The 15,467-nt window shown below is 67.0% G+C and carries 16 protein-coding genes; 9 read left to right on the forward strand and 7 right to left on the reverse strand.

Features of this window, described 5'->3' with window-relative positions:
* Nucleotides 1–69: 69 nt before the first annotated feature.
* The 3 genes from AC3WQZ_RS25255 to AC3WQZ_RS25265 form a co-directional block, all read right to left on the reverse strand.
* Nucleotides 70–624 (reverse strand): DUF1439 domain-containing protein, encoded by a 555-nt coding sequence (locus tag AC3WQZ_RS25255; RefSeq protein WP_010811190.1) that lies wholly within the window; start codon nt 622–624, stop codon nt 70–72.
* 120 nt (nt 625–744) lie between these two features.
* A complete protein-coding gene (locus tag AC3WQZ_RS25260; RefSeq protein WP_010811191.1) occupies nt 745–948 on the reverse strand; it encodes a SlyX family protein in 204 nt (67 codons plus the stop codon).
* 86 nt (nt 949–1,034) lie between these two features.
* Complete coding sequence (locus AC3WQZ_RS25265) at nt 1,035–1,460, reverse strand: VOC family protein (RefSeq protein WP_011617942.1); 426 nt, start codon at nt 1,458–1,460, stop codon at nt 1,035–1,037.
* A gap of 265 nt (nt 1,461–1,725) precedes the next feature.
* Between AC3WQZ_RS25265 and AC3WQZ_RS25270 the strand changes: the two genes are divergently transcribed.
* A complete protein-coding gene (locus AC3WQZ_RS25270) occupies nt 1,726–2,673 on the forward strand; it encodes a LysR family transcriptional regulator (protein ID WP_011617941.1) in 948 nt (315 codons plus the stop codon).
* 16 nt (nt 2,674–2,689) lie between these two features.
* Here AC3WQZ_RS25270 and AC3WQZ_RS25275 read toward each other — a convergent pair whose 3' ends face one another.
* The 3 genes from AC3WQZ_RS25275 to AC3WQZ_RS25285 are packed head-to-tail and all read right to left on the reverse strand — an operon-like array spanning nt 2,690 to nt 5,663.
* A complete protein-coding gene (locus tag AC3WQZ_RS25275; RefSeq protein WP_492301453.1) occupies nt 2,690–3,466 on the reverse strand; it encodes an enoyl-CoA hydratase in 777 nt (258 codons plus the stop codon).
* Nucleotides 3,467–3,481: 15 nt separating this feature from the next.
* Nucleotides 3,482–4,450 carry a tripartite tricarboxylate transporter substrate binding protein gene (locus AC3WQZ_RS25280; RefSeq protein WP_010811195.1) on the reverse strand — a complete coding sequence of 323 codons (969 nt, stop codon included), beginning with the start codon at nt 4,448–4,450 and terminating at the stop codon, nt 3,482–3,484.
* 49 nt (nt 4,451–4,499) lie between these two features.
* Nucleotides 4,500–5,663 (reverse strand): CaiB/BaiF CoA transferase family protein, encoded by a 1,164-nt coding sequence (locus tag AC3WQZ_RS25285; RefSeq protein ID WP_011617940.1) that lies wholly within the window; start codon nt 5,661–5,663, stop codon nt 4,500–4,502.
* A 302-nt stretch (nt 5,664–5,965) separates the two neighbouring features.
* On the opposite strand from AC3WQZ_RS25285, the gene argG reads away from it, so the two are divergent.
* The 4 genes from argG to AC3WQZ_RS25305 all read left to right on the forward strand — a co-directional run bounded on the left by argG (nt 5,966) and on the right by AC3WQZ_RS25305 (nt 10,703).
* Nucleotides 5,966–7,291, forward strand: a complete 1,326-nt coding sequence (gene argG / locus AC3WQZ_RS25290; RefSeq protein WP_010811197.1) for an argininosuccinate synthase — start codon at nt 5,966–5,968, stop codon at nt 7,289–7,291.
* Nucleotides 7,292–7,523: 232 nt separating this feature from the next.
* Nucleotides 7,524–8,864, forward strand: a complete 1,341-nt coding sequence (locus AC3WQZ_RS25295; RefSeq protein ID WP_010811198.1) for an MFS transporter — start codon at nt 7,524–7,526, stop codon at nt 8,862–8,864.
* Nucleotides 8,865–8,881: 17 nt separating this feature from the next.
* A complete protein-coding gene (locus AC3WQZ_RS25300) occupies nt 8,882–9,472 on the forward strand; it encodes an RBBP9/YdeN family alpha/beta hydrolase (protein WP_011617938.1) in 591 nt (196 codons plus the stop codon).
* A 67-nt stretch (nt 9,473–9,539) separates the two neighbouring features.
* The gene (locus AC3WQZ_RS25305; RefSeq protein WP_010811200.1) at nt 9,540–10,703 is read left to right on the forward strand and encodes a porin; all 1,164 of its coding nucleotides are present in this window, start codon (nt 9,540–9,542) and stop codon (nt 10,701–10,703) included.
* A 568-nt stretch (nt 10,704–11,271) separates the two neighbouring features.
* On the opposite strand, the gene AC3WQZ_RS25310 is transcribed toward AC3WQZ_RS25305, so the two are convergent.
* A complete protein-coding gene (locus tag AC3WQZ_RS25310; protein WP_010810820.1) occupies nt 11,272–12,273 on the reverse strand; it encodes an AraC family transcriptional regulator in 1,002 nt (333 codons plus the stop codon).
* Nucleotides 12,274–12,389: 116 nt separating this feature from the next.
* Here AC3WQZ_RS25310 and AC3WQZ_RS25315 point away from each other — a divergent pair, with 116 nt between their 5' ends.
* The 4 genes from AC3WQZ_RS25315 to AC3WQZ_RS25330 are packed head-to-tail and all read left to right on the forward strand — an operon-like array spanning nt 12,390 to nt 15,448.
* Nucleotides 12,390–13,448 (forward strand): beta-keto acid cleavage family enzyme, encoded by a 1,059-nt coding sequence (locus AC3WQZ_RS25315; protein ID WP_010810819.1) that lies wholly within the window; start codon nt 12,390–12,392, stop codon nt 13,446–13,448.
* A gap of 58 nt (nt 13,449–13,506) precedes the next feature.
* A complete protein-coding gene (locus AC3WQZ_RS25320; protein WP_010810818.1) occupies nt 13,507–13,707 on the forward strand; it encodes a DUF1289 domain-containing protein in 201 nt (66 codons plus the stop codon).
* Complete coding sequence (locus tag AC3WQZ_RS25325) at nt 13,704–14,420, forward strand: DsbA family oxidoreductase (protein ID WP_492301454.1); 717 nt, start codon at nt 13,704–13,706, stop codon at nt 14,418–14,420. The genes AC3WQZ_RS25320 and AC3WQZ_RS25325 overlap by 4 nt, the downstream gene beginning before the upstream one ends.
* 53 nt (nt 14,421–14,473) lie before the next feature.
* Complete coding sequence (locus tag AC3WQZ_RS25330) at nt 14,474–15,448, forward strand: Bug family tripartite tricarboxylate transporter substrate binding protein (protein WP_010810816.1); 975 nt, start codon at nt 14,474–14,476, stop codon at nt 15,446–15,448.
* The last annotated feature ends 19 nt before the right edge of the window (nt 15,449–15,467 follow it).

A 15,467-nucleotide genomic window follows, 5' to 3' on the forward strand; every position in this document is an offset into this window, starting at 1 on the left:
GGGTGGTGTTCAGAGGTGGCCGGGGTTGAGGTAGAGGAAGAAGGAGCGAGCCTGGCCCGCAGGCTATGCCTACCGCTGCTTCACCTCCACCCGCACCTCATCCTTGCCCACGGTAATCGCCCCCGGCTCCACGTCCTTGCCGCCGACGCGCAGTTCTTCGGGTTTGAACGTATAGACCGGATAGTCCTTCAGCAATTGCTGCGCAACCACAGCGCCGATGGCGTTGAGCTGTTCGCGGTATTGCCCCATGCCGGCGACTTCCACCTGCTGTACGGTCGGGTTGTCGAGCAGCACCGCGCGTTTGGCCGGGTCGTAGCGCACGCCGCTGTTCAGCGCGAGCTTGCCGTCTACCGGCGGGGAGGGCAGCAAGGCGTTGGTCAGGCGTGCGTCGACATGGGTGGTGACGCGGTTGTTGGCCTCGTCCAGCACCAGCCGGGGATGGCTGAGCTGCACGCTGACGACTTCGGCGTAGCGCAGCGTGGCGGGGAAGCGCTGGTCCAGCGCGGTCTGCAGTTCCTGCCGGGAGAGGGAGTACTCGCCGGTCCAGATGTTGTAGCCGGCCAGCGCCGAGGAGGCACCAGCGACGCAGGCGGCGGCAATCAGCAGGGAGAGTTTCAGACGCATGTGGCGGATGGGGCGCGCCTGTCGAGGGCGGCGGTGAATGGAGCCAGCCTGTCAGACCGCGCGGGCGGGGTGGCGTTCCGTCACATCGGCGATCGGCCTGCATGGCGCGGGCCGCGTCGATCAGTAGTGCGGCGGGATTTCCTGCTGGGGATCGGCTTCGGCCGCGGTGGTGGCGGCGCTGCGCACCTGCTGGTACAGCGCGCGGAACTGCTCCTGCAGCAGGTCGATCTGCTGCTGCTGGCGCGCCACGGTGCTGTTCAGGGTATCAAGCAGGTCTTCCTGGAAGGCGAGCTTGATTTCGAGTTCGTTGATGCGATCGTCCATGGCGTGGTTTCTCCGGCAGGCGGCGCATTGTAAGCCCTTATGCTCAAGGGGCGCGTCGCTGCCGGGAAACCTGCGCGATGCGCGGCTTACTTCGGTGCCGACAGCAGCATCCACATGATGCCGAAGCGGTCGGTGACCATGCCGAACTGGTCGGCAAAGAAAGTCTTGTCCAGCGGCATCACTACCTGGCCGCCTTCCTTCAGGCCGTTGAAGGCCTTTTCGACCGCAGCCTTGTCAGGATAGTTGATCGACAGGGCGAAGCCATGGAAGTCGGGCTGGTTCGAGCAGCGGCCGTCGGAGGCCATGATCACGCTGTCGCCGATCTGGAACTCCATGTGCATGACCTTGTCTTCGGTGCCGGCGCCGGGCTGGCAACCCTCGCCGCCCTTGCCGGCCTCCGGGTTGTCCTTGAACGTCATCCGCATGTTGACCTTGGCGCCGAGAATCTTCTTATAGAACTCAACGGCTTCATCGCAACGGCCTTCGAAGAACAGATAGGGCTGGACTTGCATGACAACTCCTGTAGGCAGGCCGCCGCTCGGGCGGCCGTGGATATCGGCATGGCGCGCGAATCAGGCGGCGCGCTGGCAACTGGCGCACGTTCTTGTGTACGCCGTCCACAATACCTTAGCAGAGAAAATGGACGGCGTCCACATCAAATGGGCGGCGGGTGTGCGGAGCGGGTGGCGGGCGGGATGTCCACGGTGCTGCACTAGAATGGCCGCGACACCACCAAGCGCCAATCCTTTCGACCGTCCTGCCCCAAACGGAGTTGCCTTGCGTTACGAACTGACCGACCTGCGCCTGTTCCAGGCCATTGCCGATGCGCAAAGCCTGTCAGGTGGCGCTTCGGCCACGCATATCACCGCGTCGGCGGCGAGCTACCGGCTGAAGAACCTGGAGCACGCGATGGGCACGCCGCTGTTCGTGCGTACCGCGCGCGGCATGGAGCTGACGCCGGCCGGCGAAACCCTGCTGGTCCATGTGCGCGAACTGTTGCTTGGCGTCGAGCGCATGCACGGCGAGGTGGGACGCTTTTCTGCCGGACTGAAGGGCAATATCCGGCTGCTGGCCAACAGCAGTTCGCTCAACGGTTTCATCATCCCGAGCGTGAGCCGCTTCCTGCTGGCCAACCCGGATGTGAACATCGACCTGGAGGAGCGCGCCAGCCAGTCGATCCTGGCGGCGGTGGCGGCCCATGAAGCCGATGTCGGCATCCTGGCGGGCGATTTCCAGACGGGCGGCGAAGCCACCGGGGTGCGCTCGGTGCGCTACGCGCGCGACGAGCTGATCCTTGCGGTGGCCGCGGATCACCCGCTGGCGCGCGAGCCCGAAGTGCGCTTCGGCGCGGCGCTGGCCTTCGACTTTGTCTGCATGAGCCGCACCAGCAGCAACTTCCTGTTCCTGCGCGACATGGCGCAGCGCGCGGGCAAGGGGCCCAACGTGCGGCTGCATGCGCACAGCTTCGATGCGGTGTTGTCGCTGGCCGAGGCCGGAGTGGGGGTGGCGCTGGTACCGCGCAGCGTGGCGGCGCAGGCCCTGCGCGAGGCGCGCGTGGTGGGGGTGCGGCTGGCAGAGCCGTGGGCGCTGCGCGAACTGAACCTGATCGTGCGCGCCGACGGCAAGCTGCCGGCGTTTGCCGAGGCCTTTGCGCAGTTCCTGCTGAACGATCCGCGCGTGGTGGCCACGCGCGAAGGCGGCGCCGTGGCAGCCACGGCGCCGTAAACACTTTCCCCGCGCTTCAGCGCTTGCGGTTCAGGAAGGTGGCCATGTGCTGCTGTGGCTCGCCGGTGTCGAAGGCGCTGCCGAACTCGGTCACGCTGTTGTTGATCGAGACTTCCAGCGGCGCATCTTCCCACTCGCGCAGCAGGCGCTTCTGCTGGCGCACCGCGACCGGGCCGAAGCCGGCCAGCAGCGCGGCCACGCGTTCGATTTCCAGGTCCAGCTCCGCCAGCGGCACCACGCGGCTCACCAGCCCCCATTGCAGCGCCTCGGCGGCATCGGTGATCTCGCCCGTCAACAGCATCCACGCCGTGCGCGCATTGCCGATCAGGCGCGGCATCAGCGCGGCGTGGATCACCGACGGGATGCCGATCTTCACTTCCGGCATGCCCAGCTGCGCGTTGTCGGCGGCGATGCGGATATCGCACGCCAGCGCCAGTTCCAGCCCGCCGCCCAGGCACCAGCCCGGCATGCGCGCGATCACCGGCACCGGCAGGTGGCGCACGGCGTCGCACAGGCGGCGCAGGCCGCTGATGAAGGCCTCGGCGCTGGCGCGGTCCAGTGCGGCCATTTCCTTGATGTCGGCACCGCCGACAAAGCCTTTCTCGCCGGCGCCGCGCAGCACCAGCACGCGTACCGCGTCATTGCCGGCCAGCGCTTCGATGGCGCGCGTGAGCGATGCGATCACCGGCGTGCTCAGGATATTGAGCGAGCCCGCCTCGCGGATGGTGACGGTGGCGATGCCGCGCGCGTCGATCTCGACGCCGGCGTGCGGTTCTTGCTGAAGTGCGCTCATGTCGTTCCTTGTGGCTTACTGGAGCCTGGTGAAATGGATGTCCTCGACGACTTGCTTCCAGTGCGCATTCTGCGCCCGGATCAGGTCGCCGAAGGCCTTGCGCGAACTCGGTGCCGGGATCGCACCTTGTTTCTCGATGGCGGCGATCACCTCGGGCTCGGCCAATACCTGGCGCACGGCGTCGTTGAGCTTGTCGAGAATGGCCGAGGGCGTGCCCGCCGGTGCGCCCAGGCCGAACCACGACGGGTTGTTCATCGCCGGCAGGCCGGCCTCGGCATAGGTCGGCACATTGGGCAGCACCTTCAGGCGCTGCTGCGCGGCGACCGCCAGCGGCTTCAGGCGCCCGCCCTGGATCAGGCCAGACGACGACGGGATATTGTCGAACACCACCTGGATCTGGCCTGCCACCGCATCGTTGAGCGCCGGGCCCAGGCCCTTGTATGGCACGTGCAGCATGCGCGTGCCGGTGGCGTTCATGAACAGCTCGCCGTTCATATGGCTCAGTCCGCCGTTGCCGGACGAGCCGAACGAGTACTTGCCCGGGTTGGCCTTCAGCAGCTTGATGAACGACTGCAGGTCCGTGGCCGGGAATGCCGGGTTGACCACCAGCACGTTGGGCACGTCGGCCAGGTTGCTGACCGGCGCGAAGTCCTTGACCGGGTCATAGGCGGTCTTCAGGTAGACGTTGGGGTTGACGGCGTGCGAGCTCTCCACCTCCATCACCAGCGTGTAGCCGTCGGCCGGCTGCCTGGCCGCGTAGGCGCTGCCGACCGCGCCGCCGGCGCCCGGGCGGTTCTCGACCACCACCGGTTGCCCCAGCACCGGGCCCAGGCGCGTGCCGACGATGCGGGCAATGATGTCGGTGGTGCCGCCGGCGGCGTAGGGGACGATCAGCTTGATCGGCCGGTCGGGATACGCGCTTGCATGTGCGGCGCCGCTTGCGCATGCCGCCAGCAGCGCGATGGCGGTGAAGGTCGGTTTCATCGGTGTCTCCGTGTCGGTGTTTTCGGTCTCGTGGGTAGCTGCGCGCCGTTCAGCCCGCCGGGCTGTGTTCGCCCAGCAGCGGCGGCGGTGGCAGCGGCAGGTCGTGCCCGGCCAGCATCGGGTTGCGCACCATGGGTACGCGGCCCATGACGGGGTGTTCGGCCATCTGCATCAGCCCGCGGTGCTGGACCTGCGGGTGGGCGAAGACTTCGGCCATGGTGTGGATCGGCCCCCAGGGCACGCCGGCCGCATCGAAGGCATCGGTCCACGCAGCGCGGGTGCGCGTGGGGAAGAGATCGGTCAGCAGGGCGCGCAGCGCGGGCAGGTGTTCGATGCGCGCGGAATTGGTGGCATAGCGCGGGTCCTGCGCAAGATCCGGCATGCCGGCAACGGCGCAGAAGCGCGCAAACTGGCTGTCATTGCCGATCGCCAGGATCAGGTGGCCGTCGGCGCAGCGGAACACCTCATAGGGCGCGCAGTTGGGATGAGCGTTGCCGCTGCGCTGCGGGTTCTGGCCCGACACCAGGTAGTTGGCAGCCTGGTTGGCGTTCATCGCCACCGCGACATCGAGCAGCGCGATATCCAGGTGCGCACCGAGCCCGGTCGCCTGGCGCTGGTACAGCGCGGCCAGGACTGCGGAGGTGGCATACATGCCGGTGCTCAGGTCGACCACGGCGACGCCGGTGCGCAGCGGCCCGGCGCCGGGCGTGCCGTCGGGCTGGCCGGTGTAGCTCATCAGCCCGCCCATGCCCTGGAATACATAGTCGTAGCCGGGTTTGTCCGCCATCGGCCCGCTCTGGCCGAAGCCGGTGATCGACAGGTAGACCAGGCGCGGGTTGAGCGCCTTGAGCGTGTCGTAGTCCAGCCCGTAGCGGCGCAGCGTGCCGACCTTGTAGTTCTCGACCAGCACGTCGGCCTCGCGCGCCAGCTCACGTACCTGCGCCGCGCCCTCGGGCGTGCCGTAGTCGATCGCGACCGAGCGCTTGCCGCGGTTGCAGCAGATGAAGTAGCCGGACAGGCGCCGGGTGTCGCCGCTGCCCTCGGGCGCTTCCAGGTAGGGCGGGCCCCAGCCGCGGGTATCGTCGCCGCGCTCCGGGTGCTCGACCTTGGTTACCTCGGCGCCCAGGTCGGCCAGGTTCTGGGTACACCAGGGACCGGCCAGGATGCGCGACAGGTCCAGGACCCGGACTCCTTCCAGGGCACGATGCAGCATGACGACTCCGCTTTCAGATAACAGTGCGGCGGAGTATAGGGAGGGGTCCTGGCGCGAACCAGTCGAGAGTTTTGAAAGGCGCGTTCGCGGGATTTGAATGGTCCGGCGGGCCCGGATGCAGGTGGCGCCGGCGCCCCCGCCAGTCCCCGCGTTTGGCGCGTGGGCGCTGCCGTGTCACAATTCGCGTTTGGCACTGACGCGGCGCGTGACTCGGCCGGCCGCGTCGCCGTGCTTCCCGCCGCCCCGGCGCGCGTATTGGAAGCCCGCCCAAGAGCCGACAAATTCACTTAGATTTTCTGGCGATGACTACCATCCTGCAGCACATTCCTTCCGGCCAGCGCGTCGGAATCGCCTTCTCCGGCGGCCTTGACACCAGCGCGGCACTCCTCTGGATGCGCCAGAAGGGCGCTGTCCCCTACGCCTACACCGCCAACCTGGGCCAGCCCGACGAGCCCGACTACGAGGACATCCCGCGCCGCGCCAAGGCCTACGGCGCCGAGGAAGCCCGCCTGGTCGACTGCCGCACGCAACTGGTGGCCGAAGGCATCGCCGCCATGCAGTGCGGCGCGTTCCATATCTCGACCGCCGGCATCACCTACTTCAACACCACCCCGATCGGCCGCGCCGTCACCGGCACCATGCTGGTTGCTGCGATGAAGGAAGATGGCGTCAATATCTGGGGCGATGGCAGCACGTTCAAGGGCAATGACATTGAACGCTTCTACCGCTACGGTCTCCTGACCAACCCCGGCCTGCAGATCTACAAGCCGTGGCTGGACCAGCAGTTCATCGACGAACTGGGCGGCCGCGCCGAGATGTCGGAGTTCATGCGCCAGAACGGCTTCGATTACAAGATGTCGGCCGAAAAGGCGTACTCGACCGACTCCAACATGCTGGGCGCCACCCACGAGGCCAAGGACCTGGAGCACCTGGATTCGGGCATCCGCATCGTGCAGCCGATCATGGGCGTGCAGTTCTGGCGCGATGACGTGGAAGTCAAGCGCGAGGAAGTTACCGTGCGCTTCGAGGAAGGCCAGCCGGTCGCGCTGAACGGCCAGACCTTCGCCAACAGCGTCGACCTGTTCATGGAAGCCAACCGCATCGGCGGCCGCCATGGCCTGGGCATGAGCGACCAGATCGAGAACCGCATCATCGAAGCCAAGAGCCGCGGCATCTACGAAGCCCCGGGCCTGGCGCTGCTGTTCATCGCCTACGAGCGCCTGATCACCGGCATCCACAACGAAGACACCATCGAGCAGTACCGCGACAACGGCCGCCGCCTTGGCCGCCTGCTGTACCAGGGCCGCTGGTTCGACCCGCAAGCCATCATGCTGCGCGAAACCGCCCAGCGCTGGGTGGCCGGCGCCATCACCGGCGAAGTCACCATCGAACTGCGCCGCGGCAACGACTACTCGATCCTGAACACCACCTCGCCCAACCTGACCTACAAGCCGGAACGGCTGACCATGGAAAAGGGCGAGTCGATGTTCACGCCGCTGGACCGTATCGGCCAGCTGACCATGCGCACGCTGGATATCGTCGACACGCGCGAGAAGCTGCAGACGTATGCCAAGAGCGGCCTGCTGTCGACCAAGGTCAGTGCCTCGCTGCCGAAGCTGGAAGACTGAGTGTCGCCGCGCCTCGCCTGACGGCGGGCCAGCCAGAAACCGGCACCTTCGGGTGCCGGTTTTTTTTCGTCTCGGCGTTTTCCCCAGCTGTCCCGGAATGTCAAACGTACGTCCCGGAATATCAAACCGCGCGGTCCCGATCGCCAGATACTGCGTGCGCTCGTCGCCCTTCGGGGGCGGGCTGTGAACGCACGGCGGCGCGAAGACCGCCGGTCTGCTTCCGGAGACGCCCATGTCCAGACCTCGCCTTGCCCTTGCCGCAGAGCCGGCCACGCCGGCCCTGCCGGCTGTTGCCGGACCGCGCTATGCGTGGCTCGTCTTTGCGCTGACGTTCGCGCTGCTGCTGTCGGACTATATGTCGCGCCAGGTGCTCAACGCGGTGTTTCCGCTGCTGAAGGCCGAATGGCAGCTCGGTGATACAGAGCTGGGCGCGCTCGGCGGCGTGGTGGCGCTGATGGTGGGCGTGCTCGCGATTCCGCTGTCGCTGCTGGCCGACCGCTGGGGACGCGTGCGCAGCCTGATCCTGATGGCGGCGCTGTGGAGCCTGGCCACGCTGGGCTGCGCGGTGGCGGACAGCTTCGGCCAGATGTTCCTGGCGCGGCTTTGCGTCGGCATCGGCGAGGCGGCCTATGGCAGCGTGGGTATCGCGGTGGTGGTGTCGGTGTTCCCGCGCCATCTGCGCGCCAGCCTCAGCGCGGCATTCATTGCCGGCGGCGCGTTCGGCTCGGTGCTTGGCATGGGGCTGGGCGGCGTTCTGTCGGCCCATTTTGGCTGGCGCATCGCCTTTGCCGGGATCGCCGGCTTCGGCCTGGTGATGGTGGCGCTCTACTACCTGACGATCAGCGAGCATCGGCTGCGCGGGCTCCAGCAACGCGTGGGCGCGGCCAACGGCGACGCCGCGGCCTCGGCCCGGCAACTGGAGCCGCGCCGGATCGTACGCGAGCTGCTGACGGTGCCTTCCATGCTCTGCGCCTGCGCGGGAAGTGCGCTGCAGCTGCTGGTGATGGCGGCGCTGCTGGGCTGGCTGCCCAGCTTCCTGTCGCGCGACTACGGCATGGCGACCGGGCGCGCCGGCGTGGCCGCGGCAATGCTGGTGCTGATGGCCGGCGTAGGCATGGTGGCCTGCGGTGCGCTGACCGACCGCGTGGCGCGGCGCGTGCCCGCGCGCAAATGGCAGATGGCCATCGCCTACAGCGTGATTTGCTGCGTCTTGCTGATGACGGCGTTCCGGCTGCCCGCGGGCCACGCGCAGCTGGTGCTGATCGGCGCGGGCATGCTGGTGGTGGGCGGCACCGCCGGCCCCGCCAGTGCGATGGTGGCCAACCTGACGCGGCCTGCCATCCATGCGACCGCGTTTGCCACGCTGACCCTGATCAACAACCTGCTGGGGCTGGCACCAGGCCCGTTCCTGACCGGCGTGCTGGCCGACCACATCGGCCTGACCGGCGCGCTGCAATGGATTCCGCTGGCCGGTGCGGCCGCGGCCCTGCTGTTCTGCCTCGGTCGCCGGCATTACGCGGCGGACCTGCGCCGCCTGGATGGCCACGCTGTGCCTCACGTTATTCCTGCCTGACTCTTTCCAATCCGACCATGACTGCTACCACCCACACTGTCCTGATGGTGCCGGGCCTGCGCGACCACGTCGCCGAGCACTGGCAAACGCTGCTGCAAGCCGAACTGCAGGCGCAGGGGCACGACGTCCGCTGCGTGCCGCCGCTGGAGCACGACAAGCTCAGCTGCGCGGCTCGCGTCGCTGCACTCGATGCGGAACTGGCGGACATCGACAAGCCGGTCGTGCTGGTCGCGCACAGCGCCGGCGTGATGATCACCGTGCACTGGGCGGCACGGCACCAGCGCCAGATCCTGGGCGCGCTGCTGGTGACGCCGCCGGATTTCGCGCAGCCGCTGCCGCCCGGCTATCCGGCGCCGGACGCGCTGGTGCAGGGGGGCTGGCTGCCGACGCCGCTCGCGCCCCTGCCGTTCCCAACTTTGGTTGCTGCCAGCGGCAACGACCCTTTGGCCAGCCATGCGCGCGTCGCGGAGATGGCCGCCGCATGGGGCGGCCGGCTGGTGGACCTGGGCAACGTCGGCCACCTCAACCCTGCCGCGGGCTACGGCCCGTGGCCGCGTGCCCATGACTTGCTGGCGGAACTGGGCACCCTGGTCACGCGCGATTCGTGACCTCGCCGCATCCGCGGCACAACAAAAGAATCCGGCCGCAAAGGCCGGGCAATCAAGGAGGAGAAAAATGAAAACCAGAAGCACCGTCATGGCCCTGATGCTGGGCTGTCCGCTGGCGGCCGCCGCGCAATCGTCGGTCACGCTGTATGGCGTGGCGGACGTCAATGTCGAGTACGTGAACCGCGTCGGCGCTGTGCCGGTTGCCACCAACGGCTTCAACCCGGGGCCAGGCGACAAGGTGTTCCGCATGGCCTCGGGCGGGCTGTCCGGGTCGCGCTGGGGCCTGCGCGGCGCGGAAGATCTTGGTGCGGGATGGCAGGCGTCGTTCGTGCTGGAAAGCGGCTTCAGCCTGGACAGCGGCACCATGCAGCAGAGCGGCCGCCTGTTCGGCCGCCAGGCCTTTGTCGCGCTGCAGCGCGCCGGCATCGGCCAGCTCAGCCTGGGCCGCCAGTACACGTCGATCTTTGAAGCGCTGGCGAACTTCTCGCCTACTGCCTACGCCACGCAATATGAACCGGTGGTGCTGCAGGCGGGCGCCAATTTCCGCGAGGACAACACGGTCAAGTACACCGGCCAGTTCGGCCCGCTGACGGCGCGCGCGCACTGGTCGTTCGGCGCCGGGCTGGCGCTGCCGCAAACGGTTGGCATTGCCACGCCGATCGGCGGCAATGGCGAAGTGCCCGGACAGTTCCGGCGTGACACCGCCTACGGGGCCTCGCTGGCATATGGCACCGGGCCGTTCGGCGCCACTATTGGCTATGACCAATGGAACCCCACCATCGGCACCAGCAATGGCACCGTGCGCAAGGCGGTCGTGGCGGCGAGCTATGCCTTCGGTCCGGCCAAGATCATGGGGGGCTATCGCTGGGGTCAGAACAAGAATGCCGCTGACGTGGTGATCCAGCGCGATGACTATTACTGGATCGGCGCCAACTACCAGGTCACCCCTGCCGTGGGGCTGACGCTGGAGTACAACTATGACAATGTCAGGAGCCTGTTCGGCAATACGCAGGTCGCCAATCCGTGGCAGCTTGCTTTTGTTGCCAACTATGCGTTCTCGCGGCGCACGGATGTGTACCTGTCTACGGCCTATGCTCGCAATGCCGGGCTGATGCTGGAGTCGCTGGCCACGGTCTATGCCAACAGCCTGTCGTTGGGCAACAGCTATGCGGCGGCCAACGGGCAGCGCAGCATGGTTGGCGTGGCTTTGGGGATGCGGCACAAGTTTTGAGTTGGCTGCAGTTGGATTGTTGCCATGCGGTCGGTTGTCGTTCTTGGCATACGTGGCTGTTTCGCCGGCTTAGCCGGCGAGTCACTTTTTGTCCGAGCGACAAAAAGCGTAGGCCGCCTGCTGCCAGCCGTATCGCGGGGACGCCTACGGCTGCTACGCAGGCTCAAAATGCGTTGACGGTCATTGGGCGCTTGCGCGGAGCGCAGCCGAAGGCGTTGATGCGATATCGCTCGAGAGCGCGGGCCACCGCCCGACTTGGGGATCGTTCAAAAGCCGGTTATCGCAGGCACTGTCCCTGACTCACATGGCGTAGCAGGGTCGAACCGCGATCACATCCAAACGGCAAGCACCGCCGCCCATATGACCGACGCCGCGTAATTGATTGCCAGCCGCATAGGCGACGCGTTTCTTGCCTACTTCTTGTCGCTTGGACAAGAAGTAGGTCGCCGGCTACGCCGGCGAAACAGCCACGCTAGTCAAGAACGACAACCGACCGCGTAGCGACAGCCCAATCAACCACACCCGCCAACAGCCACCACCCTCAAATTCGCAAAGAACCTTTCCTCTATTACCCAGCCTGCGCCCGCCATGCCGACACGCTGCGCCCAAAACGCCCGCTGAACCACCGCGAGAACGCGCTCAGCGACGAAAACCCCAGCAGCGCGGCCACTTCCGACAGCGGACGCTCGCGGTTCTCCAGGTAGCGGATTACCAGGTCGGCACGGGCCTCGGCAAGGATGTCGGAGTAGGTCGTATGTTCCTGCCCGAGCCGCCGATGCACGGTGCGCCGGTCGACGCTCAGGTGCTGGGCCACGCGTTCGACCGAGCACAGTCCGGTGGGCAGCAGCGCATAGACCAGCTTGCGCACCATGTCCGACATGGTCGCCGCGGTCGACTGCGCCAGCAGCGTGCCGAGATAGTGCTTCACCTGCTGCGCCATCACCGGGTCATACGACGGCAACGGCGCCTCCAGGTCCGAGGCCAGGCAGACGATGCCGTCGAAATCCTGGTTGAAGGTGCAGGGCATGCCGAACACGCGTGAAAACGTGGCCGCGTTGGCCGGCGCGGGGTGGGTGAAGCAGATGCTGCGCGGCCGCCAGGACTGCCCCAGGAACAGCCTCAGCATCCGGAACACCACGCCGACCGCGAGGTCGGCGGCCTGCCGCAAGGTGCCCGGCGCTTCGGTGAGCACCTGCAGCCGGATCATCACCAGTTCATCGCTGTCTTCGATACGCATCGACAGCGATTCATTCTGCAGGCCCATGTAGCGGACCATCGACTCCAGCGCGCGGCGCAGCGTGGGCTCTTCACGCACCACGAAGGCGAGCGGGCCGAGGTTGGAGAACTCGCGCAGCTCGGCCATGCGCAGGCCGAAATCGTCGGCCCCGGTGGCGTGTGCCGACGCATCCAGCAAGCGGCCGACCGAGGCCGCTGGGATGCGGATATCGGGATCGAGCAGGACCGAGCGGTTGATCTTTGCCGCCCTCAGTTGCTGGTACGGATCGAGCCCCAGCGAACGCGCGACTTCCACGTAATTGGTCAGGCTGGCGCTGCGCAGATAGTAGGACATTGGGCGGATTCCGTGCTTTCCCTGAGTGTCCCGAAATGTAAATCGGATGTCCCCAATCGTCAAATCGCGGCCGGTCGTTCACCGATACTCCAACCACTAACTAACCGGAGCCATCCATGCAATTCCTTGACGATTCCCTGCACCCCGAAAACATGGACAAGGTGGTGATCACCGTTGCGCCCTATGGCCCGGAATGGATGCCGCAGGACTTTCCCGAAGACATCCCCGTCACCATGGAAGAGCAGGTCCAGAAAGCCGTGGACTGCTACAACGCCGGCGCCACGGTGCTGCACCTGCACGTGCGCGAACTGGACGGCAAGGGCTCCAAGCGCTTGTCCAAGTTCAACGAGCTGATCGCCGGCGTGCGCGCCGCGGTGCCGGACATGATCATCCAGGTGGGCGGCTCGATCTCGTTTGCGCCGGAAGACGACGGCCAGGCGGCCAAGTGGCTGTCCGACGACACCCGCCACATGCTGGCGGAGCTGGAGCCCAAGCCCGACCAGGTGACCGTGGCGATCAACACCACGCAGATGAACATCATGGAGTTGCTCTATCCGGAATACCTGAAGGGCACCTCGCTGGAACACCCGGCCTACCAGGCCGCCTATCGCGAAATGACCGTGCCGGCCGGCCCGGGCTGGGTGGAAGAGCACCTGCGCCGGCTGCAGGCCTCGGGCATCCAGCCGCATTTCCAGCTGACCGGCATGCACGCGCTGGAAACGCTGGAGCGGCTGGTGCGCGCCGGCGTCTACACCGGCCCGCTGAACCTGACCTGGATCGGCATCGGCGGCGGCTTCGACGGCCCCAACCCGTTCAACTTCTTCAACTTCGTGCACCGCGCGCCGGACGGCTGCACGCTGACCGCCGAGTCGCTGCTGAAGAACGTGCTGCCGTTCAACATGATGGCGATGGCGATGGGCCTGCACCCGCGCTGCGGCATCGAAGACACCATCATCGACCAGCACGGCAACCGCATGACCTCGGTGCAGCAGATCGAGCAGTGCGTGCGCGTGGCGCATGAACTGGGCCGCGAGATCGCATCGGGCAAGGAAGCCCGCGAGATCTACCGCATCGGCACCTGGTACGACAGCGCCGACGCCACGCTGGAAGCCAATGGCATGGCGCCCAACCGCAAGGCGGGGCAGAAGAACCTGCCGCTGCGCGCGGCGGCCTGACCCTGGCCACAGGGCCGGCATACCGGCCGGCCCTTGCCATGCACTACCGGAGTTCGTGATGCATCACCCTGACGCCCTCGCCAATCCCTGCATCAACATCTGCCGCATGGACCTCGCCAACCGCTATTGCCAGGGCTGCGCCAGGACACGGCTGGAAATCGGGCGCTGGGCGCAGATGAGCGAGGCGGAGCGTGCGCAAGTGCTGGCGGCGGCGCCGGCCCGCCGCGGGCAGCGTGCCGCTACGGGCGCTCTGCCATGAACCAGCCCGTCTCCCTCTTCATCCAGGTCGGGTTCGACCTGGTCTGCCCCTGGTGCATGATCGGCAAGCGCCATCTTGAAACGGCGCTGGCGCAACTGGCCCAGCAACGGCCCGATGTAGCAGTCACGGTCGAATGGCGCAGCTCTCTCCTGTTTCCGACGCTGCCGCCTGCCGGCATCCCCTATCGCAAGTTCAGCCTGGCGCGGCTTGGCAGCGCCGAAGCCGTGGCGCTGCGGCAGGCGCAGGTATGCGCCGCGGCGCGCGAGGCCGGCATCACGCTGGAACTTGACCGCATCGAAGTGCTGCCCAACACCGTGCTTGCGCATCGCCTGATCCGGTATGCGCGCCAGGCTGGTGGCGAGGCGGTCGCATCCGTGCTGATCGACCGATTGTTTGAAGAGTACTTCCTGCGCGGCGAGGACCTCGGCGATCCACGCGTGCTGCACGCCGCGGCGATCGCCTCCGGCATGCCGATGCCGCAAGCGGCGGCACCGGCCACTGTGCAAGACCTGGCATGGCTGCCGCCGCTGCATGGCGAGGATGTGCCGCTACCCAATCCCGGCCTGGGCGTGCCGCGCTTTGTGATCAACGGTGCGCCGCCGATCGCTGGCGCCAGGCCGCCGCGTGCCTTGCTGGAGGCAATGCTGCGGGCGCTGGCCCGCGCGTCTCCCGCTTCCCCACCCCCGCCAGGCATCGCGCTCACCGCCCGGTGACGCCGCGCCCGGCAATGCTGGACAGAAGATCCATACTACATAACGGAGACAACATGCCCACCCACCCTTCATTCCTGCTGCGCATCGCCGCCGTTGCGGCCGGCCTGGCGCTGGCGGCTCCCGCTGCCATGGCCTGGACCAGCAAGCCGGTCCGGATGCTGGTGCCCGCCCCCGCGGGCGGCACCATGGACGTGCTCGCGCGCCTGCTGGCAGACCAGCTGTCGGCCGACCTTGGCCACCCCGTGGTGGTCGACAACAAGCCGGGCGCCGGCGGTGGCATTGCCATCACCACCATGCTGGCCGCGCCCGCTGATGGCCAGACCATCATGGTCACCGCCAGCAATGTGCTGACCGAGATCCCGCATGTGCTCAAGCAGCCGTTCGACCCGCTGAAAGACGTCAGGCCCATCGCCGCCGTGGCGCGTTCGCGCATGGTGATGATTGGCGCGCCTGGCCTGCCGGCCAAGGACCTGAAGGGCCTGGTCAGCTACGCCCGGGCCAATCCGGGCAAGCTCAGCTTTGCTTCGTACAGCGCCGGCACCGCTTCGCACTACGCGGGCATGATCATGAACCAGAAGGCCGGGCTGGACTTGCAGCATGTGCCCTTTGCCGGTTCCGCGCCGGCGCTGACGCAGGTGATGGGCAATCAGATTGCCGTGATGTACGACGGCATGGTGACCTCGCTGCCGATGATCCGTGCCGGCAAGGTGCAGGTCTATGCCGTGGCGTCGAAGAGCCGCTCGGCGCTGCTGCCGCAGGTGCCAACCTTTGCGGAAATGGGTTACCCCGACATGGAGTTCAGCAACTGGGTGGGCGTGATTGCGTCGTCGAAGCTGTCGCCCGAACTGGCCGAGAAGGTCCACGCGGCTGCCTACAAGGCCGCGGCTTCTGCCAAGGTGCGTGACCGCATGGAGGCGCTCGGTTATGAGCCGCTGCCGGCGCAGCCCCTGCCGCAACTGAGCGAATCAGTGCGCACGGAGTTCGAGCGCAATGCCGGCATCGTCAAGGCGTTCAATATCCAGCCCTGAGTCAGTTCCCGGCAACGCA

It is taken from the genome of Cupriavidus sp. FW305-26, from assembly GCF_058787975.1.

Coding starts and splice junctions, on each gene's coding strand:
- AC3WQZ_RS25255 (WP_010811190.1), bottom strand. CDS start 624: ATGCGTCTGAAACTCTCCCTGCTGATTGCCGCCGCCTGCGTCGCTGGT.
- AC3WQZ_RS25280 (WP_010811195.1), bottom strand. CDS start 4,450: ATGAAACCGACCTTCACCGCCATCGCGCTGCTGGCGGCATGCGCAAGC.
- AC3WQZ_RS25330 (WP_010810816.1), top strand. CDS start 14,474: ATGCCCACCCACCCTTCATTCCTGCTGCGCATCGCCGCCGTTGCGGCC.
- AC3WQZ_RS25315 (WP_010810819.1), top strand. CDS start 12,390: ATGCAATTCCTTGACGATTCCCTGCACCCCGAAAACATGGACAAGGTG.
- AC3WQZ_RS25320 (WP_010810818.1), top strand. CDS start 13,507: ATGCATCACCCTGACGCCCTCGCCAATCCCTGCATCAACATCTGCCGC.
- AC3WQZ_RS25260 (WP_010811191.1), bottom strand. CDS start 948: ATGGACGATCGCATCAACGAACTCGAAATCAAGCTCGCCTTCCAGGAA.
- AC3WQZ_RS25305 (WP_010811200.1), top strand. CDS start 9,540: ATGAAAACCAGAAGCACCGTCATGGCCCTGATGCTGGGCTGTCCGCTG.
- AC3WQZ_RS25285 (WP_011617940.1), bottom strand. CDS start 5,663: ATGCTGCATCGTGCCCTGGAAGGAGTCCGGGTCCTGGACCTGTCGCGC.
- AC3WQZ_RS25295 (WP_010811198.1), top strand. CDS start 7,524: ATGTCCAGACCTCGCCTTGCCCTTGCCGCAGAGCCGGCCACGCCGGCC.
- argG (WP_010811197.1), top strand. CDS start 5,966: ATGACTACCATCCTGCAGCACATTCCTTCCGGCCAGCGCGTCGGAATC.
- AC3WQZ_RS25275 (WP_492301453.1), bottom strand. CDS start 3,466: ATGAGCGCACTTCAGCAAGAACCGCACGCCGGCGTCGAGATCGACGCG.
- AC3WQZ_RS25310 (WP_010810820.1), bottom strand. CDS start 12,273: ATGTCCTACTATCTGCGCAGCGCCAGCCTGACCAATTACGTGGAAGTC.
- AC3WQZ_RS25300 (WP_011617938.1), top strand. CDS start 8,882: ATGACTGCTACCACCCACACTGTCCTGATGGTGCCGGGCCTGCGCGAC.
- AC3WQZ_RS25325 (WP_492301454.1), top strand. CDS start 13,704: ATGAACCAGCCCGTCTCCCTCTTCATCCAGGTCGGGTTCGACCTGGTC.
- AC3WQZ_RS25265 (WP_011617942.1), bottom strand. CDS start 1,460: ATGCAAGTCCAGCCCTATCTGTTCTTCGAAGGCCGTTGCGATGAAGCC.